13 protein-coding genes are annotated in these 13,113 nt (G+C 69.0%); 11 read left to right on the top strand and 2 right to left on the bottom strand.

Annotated features, from left to right (window positions below; genetic code table 11):
• Positions 1-16: 16 nt before the first annotated feature.
• Positions 17-709 carry a YceI family protein gene (locus PU630_RS16195; RefSeq protein ID WP_275278088.1) on the bottom strand — a complete coding sequence of 231 codons (693 nt, stop codon included), beginning with the start codon at positions 707-709 and terminating at the stop codon, positions 17-19.
• A gap of 108 nt (positions 710-817) precedes the next feature.
• Here PU630_RS16195 and PU630_RS16190 point away from each other — a divergent pair, with 108 nt between their 5' ends.
• The 7 genes from PU630_RS16190 (at position 818) to PU630_RS16160 (ending at position 7,463) form a co-directional block, all read left to right on the top strand.
• Positions 818-1,603: a DeoR/GlpR family DNA-binding transcription regulator gene (locus PU630_RS16190; protein WP_275278087.1), complete on the top strand. Its 786-nt coding sequence runs from the start codon at positions 818-820 to the stop codon at positions 1,601-1,603.
• Positions 1,600-2,538, top strand: coding sequence for a 1-phosphofructokinase family hexose kinase (locus PU630_RS16185; protein ID WP_275278086.1), 939 nt, complete (start codon positions 1,600-1,602; stop codon positions 2,536-2,538). The genes PU630_RS16190 and PU630_RS16185 overlap by 4 nt, the downstream gene beginning before the upstream one ends.
• 29 nt (positions 2,539-2,567) lie before the next feature.
• Positions 2,568-4,595, top strand: coding sequence for a PTS fructose transporter subunit IIABC (locus tag PU630_RS16180; protein WP_275278085.1), 2,028 nt, complete (start codon positions 2,568-2,570; stop codon positions 4,593-4,595).
• A 233-nt stretch (positions 4,596-4,828) separates the two neighbouring features.
• Complete coding sequence (locus PU630_RS16175) at positions 4,829-5,395, top strand: hypothetical protein (RefSeq protein ID WP_275278084.1); 567 nt, start codon at positions 4,829-4,831, stop codon at positions 5,393-5,395.
• The gene (locus PU630_RS16170) at positions 5,392-5,913 is read left to right on the top strand and encodes an RNA polymerase sigma factor (RefSeq protein ID WP_275278083.1); all 522 of its coding nucleotides are present in this window, start codon (positions 5,392-5,394) and stop codon (positions 5,911-5,913) included. The genes PU630_RS16175 and PU630_RS16170 overlap by 4 nt, the downstream gene beginning before the upstream one ends.
• 67 nt (positions 5,914-5,980) lie before the next feature.
• Positions 5,981-6,373 carry an OsmC family protein gene (locus tag PU630_RS16165; protein WP_275278082.1) on the top strand — a complete coding sequence of 131 codons (393 nt, stop codon included), beginning with the start codon at positions 5,981-5,983 and terminating at the stop codon, positions 6,371-6,373.
• A 52-nt stretch (positions 6,374-6,425) separates the two neighbouring features.
• Entirely contained in the window at positions 6,426-7,463 is a 1,038-nt protein-coding gene (locus PU630_RS16160) for a pirin family protein (protein WP_275278081.1), read from the top strand.
• Here the strand turns inward: PU630_RS16160 and PU630_RS16155 are convergent.
• Positions 7,457-8,344 carry a MurR/RpiR family transcriptional regulator gene (locus PU630_RS16155; RefSeq protein ID WP_275278080.1) on the bottom strand — a complete coding sequence of 296 codons (888 nt, stop codon included), beginning with the start codon at positions 8,342-8,344 and terminating at the stop codon, positions 7,457-7,459. The two genes, PU630_RS16160 and PU630_RS16155, sit on opposite strands and share 7 nt — an antisense overlap.
• A 114-nt stretch (positions 8,345-8,458) precedes the next feature.
• Here PU630_RS16155 and PU630_RS16150 point away from each other — a divergent pair, with 114 nt between their 5' ends.
• From PU630_RS16150 to PU630_RS16135, 4 genes are read left to right on the top strand one after another with little or no spacing between them, the layout of a single operon-like run.
• Positions 8,459-9,634, top strand: a complete 1,176-nt coding sequence (locus PU630_RS16150; RefSeq protein WP_275278079.1) for a C45 family autoproteolytic acyltransferase/hydrolase — start codon at positions 8,459-8,461, stop codon at positions 9,632-9,634.
• A 28-nt stretch (positions 9,635-9,662) separates the two neighbouring features.
• Complete coding sequence (locus PU630_RS16145; protein ID WP_275278078.1) at positions 9,663-11,312, top strand: ABC transporter substrate-binding protein; 1,650 nt, start codon at positions 9,663-9,665, stop codon at positions 11,310-11,312.
• Positions 11,313-11,314: 2 nt separating this feature from the next.
• Positions 11,315-12,265, top strand: coding sequence for an ABC transporter permease (locus PU630_RS16140; RefSeq protein WP_275278077.1), 951 nt, complete (start codon positions 11,315-11,317; stop codon positions 12,263-12,265).
• Positions 12,262-13,113, top strand: a complete 852-nt coding sequence (locus PU630_RS16135; RefSeq protein ID WP_275278076.1) for an ABC transporter permease — start codon at positions 12,262-12,264, stop codon at positions 13,111-13,113. The genes PU630_RS16140 and PU630_RS16135 overlap by 4 nt, the downstream gene beginning before the upstream one ends.

Below are 13,113 nucleotides of genomic sequence, written 5' to 3'. Positions count from 1 at the left end.
GGGCCGCGGCATCCCGTCACTTCTCGGTCAGCACCAGGGAGAACTCGACGAAGCCGTGGTCTTCGACCTTCACGAACCCGAGGTTCGGCGCCTGCACGCCGTAGTCGGCGAACGTGATCGGAATGCTTCCGGCCACCTGCGCCGTCTCTCCGTCGAACAGAAGGTCCATCGGCACCGACACGGTCCGCGTCTGGCCATGCAGCGTCAGCTCGCCGGTGGCGGTGACGGTCTGCTTGACCCCCACTTGCGGGGAGGATGCCGCGGCCACCGGCTTGGTCAGCGTGAACGTCGCCGTCGGGTAGCGGAACGTCTGCAACGCCGTATTGCGAAAATACGAGTCACGACTGCCCTGGTCGGTGGCGATGGAGTCGACGTCGACCGTGAATGACGCGGCCGTGACCGCGGCGTCGTCGATCGTCACGGTGCCGGTGACCTTCTCGGTGCGGCCGTCGACGGTGACGTCGGTGCCGTTGAGCACCTCGTCCACGCGGTAACCGGCGTATGAGCCGTCGGACACGGTCCAGGCGCCCTGCACCTCGGCCGGCTCGACGGTCGCCCCGGCCGTGGCGCCGGTGGCGACGGTCGGGGTCGGATCGGGCGCACCCACGATGACGTCGCGGTAGAAGACAGGACCGGCGAGCGCGACGACGGCACCCACGACCACCACGGCCCCGGCGGTGATCAGCGCGATCGCGGTGCGCCTCTTCATCCCGCAAAGGTAGGGAGATCGGCTGAGAAAGTCATTTGATCGTCTCCAGAATTCCCTTTGCTTCTGTTGGAATGTGTTGTATTGTGTGGGAAAAGCAAGGAGGCGCAGATGTACGCGACGGAGCGTCACGAACTGATCGGTCAGGTGCTGACCGCCGAGGGACGCGTGGGGGTCCACGACCTGGCGGCGCGATTCGACGTCACCACCGAGACCGTGCGTCGCGACCTCGACGTCCTCGAGCGTGCCGGCAGACTGCGCCGGGTGCACGGCGGGGCCGTTCCCATCGAGCGCGGCAGCACGGTCGAGACGACGATCACCGAGCGTATCCGCCGTCACGCGCGCGAGAAGTCGGCGATCGCGGCGCGGGCGCTCGAGGCGATCGACGAGGGCTTCCGCGGCTCGCTCTTCCTCGACGCGGGCAGCACGACCGCCGCCATCGCCGAACAGCTGGCGGCGCGCCTGTTGACCGTGCACGCCACGGCCGCCGTCGTCACTCACTCGCTGACCCTGGCGCCCGCGCTCGCCGCCGTCAACGAGGTCACGCTGACCGTCGTCGGCGGACGCGTGCGACGCGACACCGCCGCCGCGGTGGGGGCCAGCACCGTCCGTGCCATCGAGGCGCTGCGCCCCGACATCGTCTTCGTCGGCGCCAACGGCGTCTCGTCGTCGTTCGGGCTGAGCACTCCCGACCCCGAAGAGGCTGCGGTCAAAGAGGCCATCGTGCACGCGGCGCGCCGTGTGATCGTCGTCGCCGACGCCGGCAAGTTCGAGGCCGAATCGCTCGTGCGGTTCGCCGCCCTCGATGACATCGACGTGCTCGTCACCGACACCGCGCCCACTGGCGACCTCGCCGTGGCTCTCGAGTCCGCCGACGTGGAGGTGTGGGTCGCATGATCGTCACCGTCACCGTGAACCCGTCACTCGACCGCACGATCGTGCTCGGCGGGCCACTGCAGCCGGGCGCCGTGCAGGCTGCGGCATCCACTCGCGAAGATGCCGGCGGCAAGGGCATCAACGTCGCGCGCGTGCTCGATGCCGCCGGAGCCGATGCGCTCGCCGTGCTGCCGCTGGCCGCCGACGATCCGTTCGCCGTCGTGCTGCGCGCCGGAGCCGTGCCCGCCTGCACCGTTCCCGTCGACGGACACTGCCGCGCGAACGTCACCATCACCGATCCGGCCGGCGTCACCACGAAGCTCAACCTGCCGGGCGCGACACCGACCGTCGACGAGCTCGCAGGCCTCGAAGAAGCGGTGGTCGCCGCCGCCGAGGGCGCGCGCTGGGTCGTGCTGGCCGGATCGCTGCCGCCCGGCGTGCCCGACGACTTCTACGCGCACGTGATCGACGCGGTCCGCACGCGCTGGGGGGCGGCGGCGCCGCGGATGGCGGTGGATGCCTCGGGCCCGGCCCTCGCCGCCGTCGTCGAGCACGCGCATCCCGACCTCATAAAGCCCAACGACGACGAACTCGCCGAGCTGACCGGCCAGGTGCTGGACGGAGACCTCACCGAGGCCGCCGCCCGCATCGGGCGGGCGCTCGTGCCGAACAAGGTCGCATCGGCCCTGGTCACCCTCGGCGGACGGGGCGCCGTGCTGGTCACGGCCGACGGCGCGTACGCCGCCGTGCCCCCGCCGACCCGGGTGCGCAGCACCGTGGGCGCGGGCGACAGCTCGCTGGCCGGTTTCCTCCTTGCAGAGTCGCGGGGCGCGGACCCTGCGGCCTGCCTGGTGTCGGCCATTCGGCACGGGGCGGCCGCAGCATCCCTTCCCGGAACCATGGCGCCCCGCCCGGGCGACCTTCCCACCGCCGACATCCCGGTCGCGCACCTCTAGAACCTCACCCCTGACCGACGGAGGTCATCATGTCAGACACCATCACCCCCGAGCTCGTCAGTCTCGACGCGCCGCTCGGCGCCGACAAGGCCGCCGTCATCCGGTCGCTCGCGCAGCGCGTGGTCGACCAGGGCCGTGCAACCGACGCCGAGGCGCTCTTCGCCGACGCGTGGAAGCGTGAGCAGCAGGACGAGACGGGCCTTCCCGGTGGCATCGCGATCCCGCACGCGAAGAGCCCCGCGGTCACCGAGCCGTCGCTTGTGTTCGCACGCCTGGCGCCCGGCGTCGACTTCGGCGCTGACGACGGCCCCGCCGACCTCGTCTTCCTCATCGCGGCGCCCGCCGACGCCGCCGAGGCGCACCTCGCGGTGCTCTCCAAGCTCGCGCGCAGCCTCATGCAAGACGAGTTCACCTCCGGCCTGCGGGCCGCTGCGACCGCTGATGAGGTCGTGCACATCGTGCGCGTCGCGATCGGCGAAGCAGAGGAGGAGGGGGATGCCGCAGCCGCCGCCGCGGCGCCCGCCTCTGCCGCGCCCGCCGCGGAATCCGGCCCCCGTATCGTGGCCGTGACGGCCTGCGCGACGGGCATCGCCCACACGTTCATGGCCGCCGACGCTCTCACCGCCGCGGGAAAGAAGACCGGAGTGGACCTCGTCGTCGAGCCGCAGGGCTCGAGCGGATACAAGGCGGTCCCGGCCGATGTCATCGACGCCGCCGACGCGGTGATCTTCGCAGTCGACGTCGACGTGCGCGAGCCGCAGCGGTTCGCCGGCAAGCCCGTCGTGCGCGCGTCGGTCAAAGCCGGCATCGAGCGGCCCGAAGAGCTCATCCACGAGGCGGTGGCCGCGGCATCCGACCCCCACACTGAACGCGTCACCGGCGCCGCGGCCGCGCCGACCGCCGACGCGCCGAAGGAATCGGGCGGAGCCCGCATCAAGCGCATTCTGCTGACCGGTGTCAGCTACATGATCCCGTTCGTCGCCGGCGGCGGCCTGCTCATGGCGATCGGCTTCCTGCTTGCGGGGTACGGCATCGCGCTGGCCCACGGCGACTCGGGCGTCAACAACGCGGTCTACACGCTGCAGAACTACGCCCTCTGGAACCTGCCGCCCGACGGCCTGATCTACTATCTCGGCGCGATAGCGTTCGAGATCGGAAACATCAGCATGAGCTTCCTGGTGCCCGCGCTGGCCGGATACATCGCGTTCGCGATCGCCGACCGACCCGGCATCGCGCCTGGCTTCGTCGCCGGTTCGGTGGCGGTGTTCATGAACGCAGGGTTCATCGGGGGCCTGGTGGGCGGCCTCATCGCCGGCTACGCGGCGTACCTCATCGGCAAGCCGGTGGTGCCGCGCTGGCTGCGCGGGCTGATGCCGGTCGTGATCATCCCGCTGCTGGCCTCGGCCATAGCCTCGGGTCTGATGCTGCTGATCCTGGGCGCGCCGATCGCGTGGCTCATGACGCAGATGACCTCGTTCCTCAACGGGCTGACCGGCGCCGGCGCGATCGGGCTGGGAATCATCCTCGGCCTCATGATGTGCTTCGATCTGGGCGGCCCGGTCAACAAGACCGCGTACGCGTTCGCCGTCGCGGGGCTCGCCGCGCAGACGCCGGCGGCGTTCCACATCATGGCCGCCGTCATGTGCGCCGGCATGGTGCCGCCGCTGGGCATGGCCCTGGCCTCGACCGTGCTCTACCGGCGCGGATTCACCACGGTCGAGCGTGAGAACGGTGCGGCCGCCTGGCTGCTCGGACTGTCGTTCATCTCCGAGGGCGCGATCCCGTTCGCCGCCGCCGACCCGCTGCGCGTGATCCCCGCCAACCTTGTCGGGGGAGCGGTCACAGGAGCCCTCTGCATGGCGTTCGATGTGGCATCCCGCGCCCCGCACGGCGGCATCTTCGTGTTCTTCGCGATCGACCCGATCTGGGGCTTCATCGTGGCACTGCTCGCCGGCACCATCGTCACCGCGCTGCTCCTGGTCGCGCTGAAGAAGTTCGTCGGCCGCCCCGTGGCGGTCGAGGAGCCCGCCACGGCGGCCGTTCCCGTCGCCGCCTGAGGGTCATGGGGCGCCCCGCGCCCCGCAGAATGGTCGTGATCCCACGCCACCGGCCATGCCGGCGAGGGATCGCGGCCACTCTGCCGCGTCCGGTACGAAGGAGTGGTCGTGTTTCCGCGTCGAGAGAGCGAGCAGCACGGATCTGCGTCCACTCGGTGCCGCCCCGGCATGTCGATGCAACGTTCGACCGACATCCGGGCATGACCGGTGTGAGGATGACCGGGAGGAACAACATGGACGCACTGGACGAGTTGCTCGACGCATCGGCGGCTGAGCTGCCCGAGCCGATCGCACGCGAAGCACAGCGACTGGCGACCGCTGTCGCCCCGCGCCGCCGCGTTGGCCGCCGTTGGCTGGTGCTGGGCATCGGCCTCGGTGCTGTGGCGTTGACGGCAGGCTCGGGCGTGGCGATCACGATGGCACACTGGGGCGGCGTCTCGATGCCGCTCGACAACGTCCGCAACGAGGTGCCGATCCCGGTCGCGTGGACGACTGACGACGGCCACACCGACTCGTGCCGCGCCTGGATCGAGCTGCGCAATCCGCACGACGGTGACGGCGCAACGCTGGATGCCGCCATCCACGCGCACGACTGGGACGGCCTGGGTCAGCGTCTGTACGACACGACGACGGCCGCGCCCGGCAGCGCCGACGACGCCGACGGCGAGACCCGCGTCGGCAACGGACTCGGACCCGTAGTGCGCCGGTTCGCGACCGGGGTCTTCCCCGGCATCGGCTGGTTCGACGCACCGGCGGGGGAACGGGCCGTCGATGCCTGGGGCTTCCGGTGTGACCGATGACCCGCGACGCCGAACGCGCACGCGTCGAGGCGGCTGTCCGCGCTCACGCTCCTGCCCTCACGGCATACTTCGTCCGCCGCATCACGCGGATCGACGATGTGGCGGACCTTGTCGCCGAGACCCTGCTCGCGGTGTGGAAGCGCGCCTCGGCGCTGCCGGTGCCCGACGACGAAGCCCGCGCCTGGATGTTCGGCATCGCCCACAACGTACTGCGCCACCACTATCGGGGAATCGCGCGACGGCGCGCGGTCGCCGACCGCTTGCGGGACGAACTCATGACGCACCCCCGCGCGGCGTACGCGCCGGGCACCGAGTTCGACGAACTGTACGCGGCCCTGGCTGAGATCGCGCCGCTCGATCGCGACATCATCGGACTCGTCCACTGGGAGGGCTTCACTCTGCTCGAGACGAGCCGCATCCTGCGAATGAAGGAGGGCACCGTACGCAGCCGATACCACCGAGCGCGGGCAGCATTGCGTGAGCGGCTGAGCGTGGGGGAAGACCTGTCCGTTCGTTGAAGGACCGCCGATCGTTGCCGCTGGAGACCCCCTGGCACGCCGGGGTGTGTCGCGGGACAATGACGATATGGCCGGGTTCGAGGCCGTCGCCGCGGCCGGATCGTTCCGCGACGACCAGCCGGATACCGTTGTGTTCCCGCATCGCTGGAGCGCGGAGGGTGTCAGCGTGCGCACCGACTTCACGGGCGCGCATCTGCTGCATCTGGCCGTCGCCGGATGCGTGCTCAATGACGTGTATCGCGAGGCCGCCGGACTCGGACTGACGATCGACGGGGTGCGGATCACCGCCGATGGCGGTTTCGACACGGAGGAGTGGGTCTCGACGGGCATCGAGTACCGGATCGAGGTCGACGCGCCCGCCTCGCGTGCCGACATCGAGGCCCTCATCGCCCAGGTCGACGCGGTCGCCGAGATTCCGCAGGTGCTGCGCGCAGGGTCGCAGGTCGACCGCGCGCGGTGAGCACGCGCCGCGCGGGGTGGCGGAGTGCGGCATCCCGAACCAGGATGAGGGAATGAGCAACACCGAGGCCGACCCGCAAGAGGTCGTCTGCACCGACGGCGGACTGCCCGGCCCGCGCGCGGAGTGCGCCGACGGCGTGCCGGTCGAGATCATCGAGGCGCGCGATGTGCCGCTGGGCGGCCCGCGCGCCATGACCGTGCGGCGCACGCTGCCGCAGCGGCAGCGCTCGATGATCGGCGCCTGGTGCTTCGCGGACCACTACGGTCCCGACGACGTCTCGGTCACCGGTGGGATGGATGTCGCGCCCCACCCGCACACCGGGCTGCAGACCGTCAGCTGGCTGTTCGAGGGCGCGATCGACCACATCGACTCGGGCGGCAACGTCGGCCGTGTGCTGCCGGGGCAGCTGAACCTCATGACCGCCGGGCGCGGCATCTGCCACTCCGAAGTGTCGACCGCCGAGACGACGGTGCTGCACGGCGTGCAGCTGTGGCTCGCGCTGCCCGACGCGGTGCGCGAGCACCTGCCGCGCCGCTTTCAGCACTACGAGCCCGAACCGGTGGCGTTCGAGGGTGGCTCGGCGCTCGTCTTCTTGGGGTCGCTGCTGGGGTCCGTGTCACCGGTCGACGTGCACTCGCCGCTTGTCGCCGCCGAGCTGCGTCTCGACCCGGGCGCCGCGCTGGAGCTGCCGGTCGACCCGCTGTTCGAGCACGGGCTGCTGGTGGATGCCGGAGGCCTGAGCCTCGAGGGCGTGCCGGTGCCTCGCGCCACGATCGGCTACACCGGCATCGGCTCCGAGCGGCTGCGGTTGCGCAACGATGGGGCGTCGCCGGCGCGGGCGGTGCTCATAGGCGGTGCGCCGTTCGGTGAGGACATCATCATGTGGTGGAACTTCGTCGGCCGTGACTCCGACGAGATCGCTCGCTACCGCAAGGAGTGGCAGGAAGAGGGCGAGCGCTTCGGTGAGGTGATCGGCTATGTCGGCCACGATCCCGACGGGCTGGCGCGGCTGCCCGCTCCCGCGCTGCCGGGGGTTCGGCTGCATCCACGGCAGAACCGGCCGCCGCACGTGCAGGAAGGCCGTCAGTAGCCCAGCCGTGCGCGCAGGTCGTTGAGCACCTGCGACGAGCGCAGCGCGGTATCCGGGCCGACGGCGGACACGGCCTGCACGATGACGTCGCTCACGAGAATGCCGGCGATGCCCTCAGCCGTCAGCCCGGTCGGCGTATGCGGGGCGGTGAGCACAGCGCTGACGCGCGAGGCGAGCAGCTCGTGCAGTTCGTCGGTCACCAGCAGCGTCTTCGCGCCGACGAGCTGCGCCTGATCGAGGAGAGCCTCGATGTCTCGCGTGACGCGCCCCGGAGCAAAGACGACCAGCAGATCACGGACGCCCAGACTCATGGCTTCGTCGGCCAGGCGGAAGCCGTCGGTGGTGAGTCGACGCGTCGAGACGCCGATACGCCTCAACCGCAGTGCGAGGTGCTCGGCGGCGACACCCGAGGCGCCCAAACCGTAGCAGAACACCGTGTCGGCGTGAACGATCAGGTTCACCGCGACCTGGTAGTCGCTGTCGTCGTTCGCGTGCGACGCAAGCTCGATCAGCTCGTCGGCCTCGGCCCAGATCTCCTGCTGGATCTGCGCGAGATCCTGACCGAGATGCTCGAGACGCTGCCGCAGCCGGATGTCGGGTGCCACGGTCGAGCTGAAGGGGGCTGCGACCTCCTGCTTGAGCTCTGAAAGTCCGGAGTAGCCGAGCGTCTGAAGCGTGCGCACAACGGAGGCGTTCGACGTGTTGCTCTGTTCCCCGAGCCCGGCCGCGCTTGCATAGAGCAGCCGTTCCGCAGACATCGTCGTCAGTACGCGGCATACCGCACGCTCGGACTTCGACAGCTCGCTCCAGCGCTCAGAGATGAGTTCGCGAAGCCGCCCGAGAGCCGGGTTCTCTGTATCGCTTGTTACAAATGGTTCCATTGGTGTATCGTCTAGTCCCAATCAGGAAGATCCTGTAACGAATGTTTCATTCATCCTTCTCCGCCGAGAGGCGAAGCGCAAGCAGATGTGGTGAAACGACGACGAGGAGGTCTCATGGGCGACACGGGTCGGATCCGTCTGCTCGAAGTGAGCGGCAGCCCGCGCGAGCGTGGCCGCCAGTACGGTGAAGGCGCGCGCGACCTCATCGCGACCGCGATCGACTACTACACGGCGGCTCTCACTGAGCAGACCGGGATGGACTGGGCCGAGATCCTCGCCTCGGTCGTCCAGTGGCTGCCCATCTCTGAGCAGCTCGCCCCGCACCTCGTCGAAGAGATGCGGGGCATCGCCGAGGGAGCGGGGGTCGACTTCGCCGAGGTGCTCACGCTCAACGTGCGCGGCGAGTTCGTCTACGACAATCGACCCGCGACGCAGCCGCAGAGCGTCGGTGCTGATGCAGAGGAGCGCGACGCCGTCGACGGCTGCACCTCGTTCTTCCTGACGGGTGCCGCCAGCGGTACGGGTCACACCCTCGTCGGGCAGAACTGGGACTGGCGAACCCTCACCGCCGACACCACGCTGGTGGTCCGGATCGTTCAGGACCCGCTGCCGACGGTCATCATGCAGGTCGAAGCTGGACAGGTCGGCCGCCATGGCGCGAACTCGGCCGGCATCGCGTTGAATGCGAATGGGTTGGGCGGCAGCTTCGGCAACGAGATCGGGCTGCCCCAGACGCTCATCCGACGACTCGTACTCGACCGCCCCGACCTGGCGTCGGCCCTGAACACGCTTGTGAAGACCCGCCCGCACATCGCAAGCAACGCGCTACTGGCGCACAGGAGCGGCTTCGGCATCGACCTCGAGACGACACCACAGGGTGTGGACTGGATCTACCCCGATCCCGACGGTGTCATCGCCCACACGAATCATTTCCAGGCCTCGGTTCCTCCCCAGCTCGCCGGCCGCTACCGGCCGGTGTCGGCGGACTCGCTGCTGCGGCTGCCGCGCGTGCGTGCGGGGCTCGCCGCAGTAGCCGGCGCACGCGACGACGATGAGTCGGCCGCGCTGGTGAAGGCAGCCATGTCGGATCACCTGGGATACCCAGAGGGCGTCTGCACGCATCCCGATCCGGAAGCCCCCGCGCTCCGGCAATGGTCGACGCTGCTGTCGAGCTGCGTCGACCTCGACAGCGGCGTCTACCGCATCGCGGCGGGCTTTCCCTGCGAGACCGAGTACGACGCACTGCCCTGGAACCTTTACGACGGGCCCGAGGGCCACCGGAACCACTGACGAACAACGCCGACCAGGAGGTATTTCAATGGAGAGATCACAACACCGTCGCCTGTCCCGCGTCATCACGGGCGCCCTCGCGGTCGGTGCCCTCGCGCTGACGGGGTGCGCCGCCGGCGATAAGGAGTCGAACGACGCGGCCGCGCTGGATGCGCCCTTCGCCGCTCAGACGCAGAAGGCTGCCGGCCCAGTGGCATCGGTGACGTGGATGCTGGGGGCCGAGCCCACCACTATGGACGCCGACATCGACGCCACCACCGCCGACGACACCGTGCTCGCGAACATTTGCGATCGGCTCATGCAGGTGCAGCCGGACCTCACGCTCGGCCAGGGCATCGCGTCGGATGCGAAGTGGGTGGATGACACACACGTCGTCTTCACGATCCGTCAGGATGCCGTCTTCCATGACGGCACACCGGTCACCACCGCCGATGTGCTGTGGAGCATGAAGCGGCACGCCGCGGAAGGCGCTGCCGAGTCCGATGAGTATGCGAACGTCGTCTCGATGAAGCAGACCGCCGATGACCAGATCACCGTCACCACGACGCAGCCCGACGCGATCTTCCTTCAGGCGATGGCCGGAGACGGCGGGATCGTCTGGAATCCCCGGGTCATCAAGGCCGAAGGCTCCGACTTCGGCGGTCCCGGCTCTGACTCGGCCTGCAGCGGTCCGTACCAGATCACTTCGTGGCAGCCGGGCGCACAGTTGACCATCGAGAAGGTCGCTGACTATTGGAACTCCGGGGTCACGGCGCGCGCCGACAAGGTCGTCTTCCACTGGGGTGAGGAGTCCGCCACGGTCAACAACCTCACCACCGGAAGTGCTCAGGGTGCGTATCTCGAGAACGCCGGCGCGGCCGTGGCGCTCGAGGGCAGCAGCACGGTGTCGGTCTATCAGGGGCCGTCGACGAACGCGTGGGTTCTGGAGACGACCGACAGGGGCGCCCTGACCGACGCACGCCTGCGTCAGGCACTCTCGCTCGCGCTGAATCGCGAGGGAATCGCGAAGGCTGCATTCGGCGGGCTCGCGCAGCCGTGGAAGACTCCTGTCGGCTCGGGAGCCTGGGGCTACGAGGTCGATGCTTTCCAGCAGGCGTACGACAAGCTCACCGGTGCTCCTGCGAAACCCGACGATGCCGACCTCGCGAAGGCGAAGAAGCTGGTCGAAGAGGCGGGCGCTCCGAGCGAGCCGCTCGTGGTGGCCTCGAACGGGTCATCGACGCACAATGTGATCGCCAACGCGCTCGTAGCCGCGGCGAAGTCGATCGGGCTGGAGGCTGAGATCAAGGTGGTGCCACAGGCCCAGTACGGCGACTTCTACTCCGACGCCGAGCTGCGCGGCCAGGCAGATCTCTGGCCCGACGAGTACTACATCTCCAAGAACGACCCGTTGGGCTTCTACAAGAACGGCAAGTCCGATGCGAGCGTGAACTTCGGCGTCTTCAATGATCCCAAGTACGACGCGCTGGTCGCGAAGGGCTACGCCGCCACCGACGATGCGGAGCGTGCGAAGATCACGATCGAACTGCAGCAGGAGTGGGTCGACGAGGCGGTCTGGATCCCCGTGGTCGCCACGCCGTCCACGCTGATCATGTCGAATGACGTCACCGGTGTCCCGTCGTCGGCCGCCTATATCTACTACCCGTGGGCAGCCGACCTGGGCAGCGCGAAGGGCTGACCATGTCTCACGCGATCCGGAAGCTCGGCGGGATGCTCCTCACTCTCGTCGTCGCCTCCTTCGTCATCTTCGCGGCCATGTTCGCCGCGCCCGGCGACCCGGTCACATTCCTGATCGGCAATCCCGAGAACATGACGCCGGAGCGGATCGCGAGCGTTCGGGCCCAGTACCACCTGGACGAGCCGATGCTCGTGCAGTACTGGCACTGGGCCACCGGAGCTCTCACCGGTGACTTCGGGCAGTCGTTCCACTACCACCAGCCCGTCGCCGACATCCTCGCCACGCGTGTGCCGATCACCTTGTCGCTCGTCGGATACGCCGCTGTGCTCCTGGCTGTGTTCGGTATCGGTCTCGGCGTCCTCGCGGCCGTGCGCCGCGGTCGTGCCGCAGACACGCTCGTCGTGGGCGGCACGACGCTGGCAGCCAGCGTTCCGTCGTTCGTCGTCGGCATCGCCCTGGTGGCCCTGTTCGCGGTTCAGGTGCGGTGGTTCCCCGTATCGGGTGCGGGCAGCGGCTTCGGCGGCAGACTGTATTCGCTGACGCTTCCGGCGGTGACTCTGGCGGTGGGGGCTCTCGCGATCGTGAGCCGGGTGACACGACAATCGATGATCGAGCAGTTCTCGTCCGAGCATGTCGAAGCGGCGCGTGCCACCGGCCTTGCGGAGCGCTTCATCGTGCGCGACCACGTGTTGCGTGGATCGTGGGGCCCCATCATCACGATGGTCGCGCTCGTGATCGCCAGCATGATCGCCGGCACAGTGGCCGTGGAGACCGTCTTCGGCATCTCAGGCGTGGGTTCGCTGCTGGTCGATGCTATCAACACGCACGATTTCCCGGTCGTGCAGGCCGTGCTGCTGTTCATGGTGGTGGCGTACATGATCGTGACCACGATCGTCGACCTGTTGCTGCCCGTGCTCGATCCGCGCATCGGCAGGAAGGCGGTCACAGCATGACCGTTCTCGTGGCACCACGTTTGGCGGCCAGACGCCGCCGCACGGGGTCGAAGATCGGCTACATCGTTTCGCTGTGTTTTCTCGGGTTCGTGATCGTCGCAGCCGTGTTTGGACGTCTGTTCTCACCGTTCGACGCCGATGAGATCGACTTCACTGCCATCTGGGCCGGTCCCGGCGGGGGACACCTGCTGGGCACCGACCAGCTGGGGCGCGACCTGTTCTCACGACTGCTCATCGGCACCGGCGAGACGCTGGTCGGGCCGGTGGCGCTGCTGCTGCTGGCCACTATCCTCGGCGTGGCCATCGGTATCGTTGCCGCCTGGCACGGCGGGTGGCTCGATACCCTGCTGGCACGAATCACAGACGTCATGTTCGCCTTTCCGGGCCTGCTGTTCGTCGTCCTGGTCATCGCCGTCTTCGGCAAAGGACCGGTGACGGCGGTGGTCGCTCTCGCCCTGGCCTACGCGCCGGTCATCGCCAAGTACACTCGCAGCCTTGCGCTGAGCGAGATGGCCCGGCCGTATGTGGACGGGTATCGCGTGCAGGGGTTCGGCGGGCTCGCCATTTGTGTGCGCGCCGTCATCCCCAACCTGCTTCCTGCGCTCGTCGGCTACCTCGTGGTGCTGTTCGGCGAGGCCCTGATGAGCCTGGCCACCCTGAGCTTCCTGGGCTTCGGCGCACAGCCGCCGAGCTCGGAGTGGGGCCTGATGGTGCAGGAGGGGCAGGCCGGCATCGTGCAGGGGCACTTCCTGCCGACGCTCGTGCCGGGCGCCGCGATCGCGCTCGTGGTGATCGCGGTGAACATCGTCGGTGTGCGTGTCGCCGACCGACTGCTGGCGAAGGGATGA

Origin of the sequence: Microbacterium horticulturae, from assembly GCF_029094505.1 — a bacterium.
GTDB lineage: Bacteria > Actinomycetota > Actinomycetes > Actinomycetales > Microbacteriaceae > Microbacterium > Microbacterium horticulturae.
This window is presented reverse-complemented; position numbering and strand designations above follow the sequence as displayed.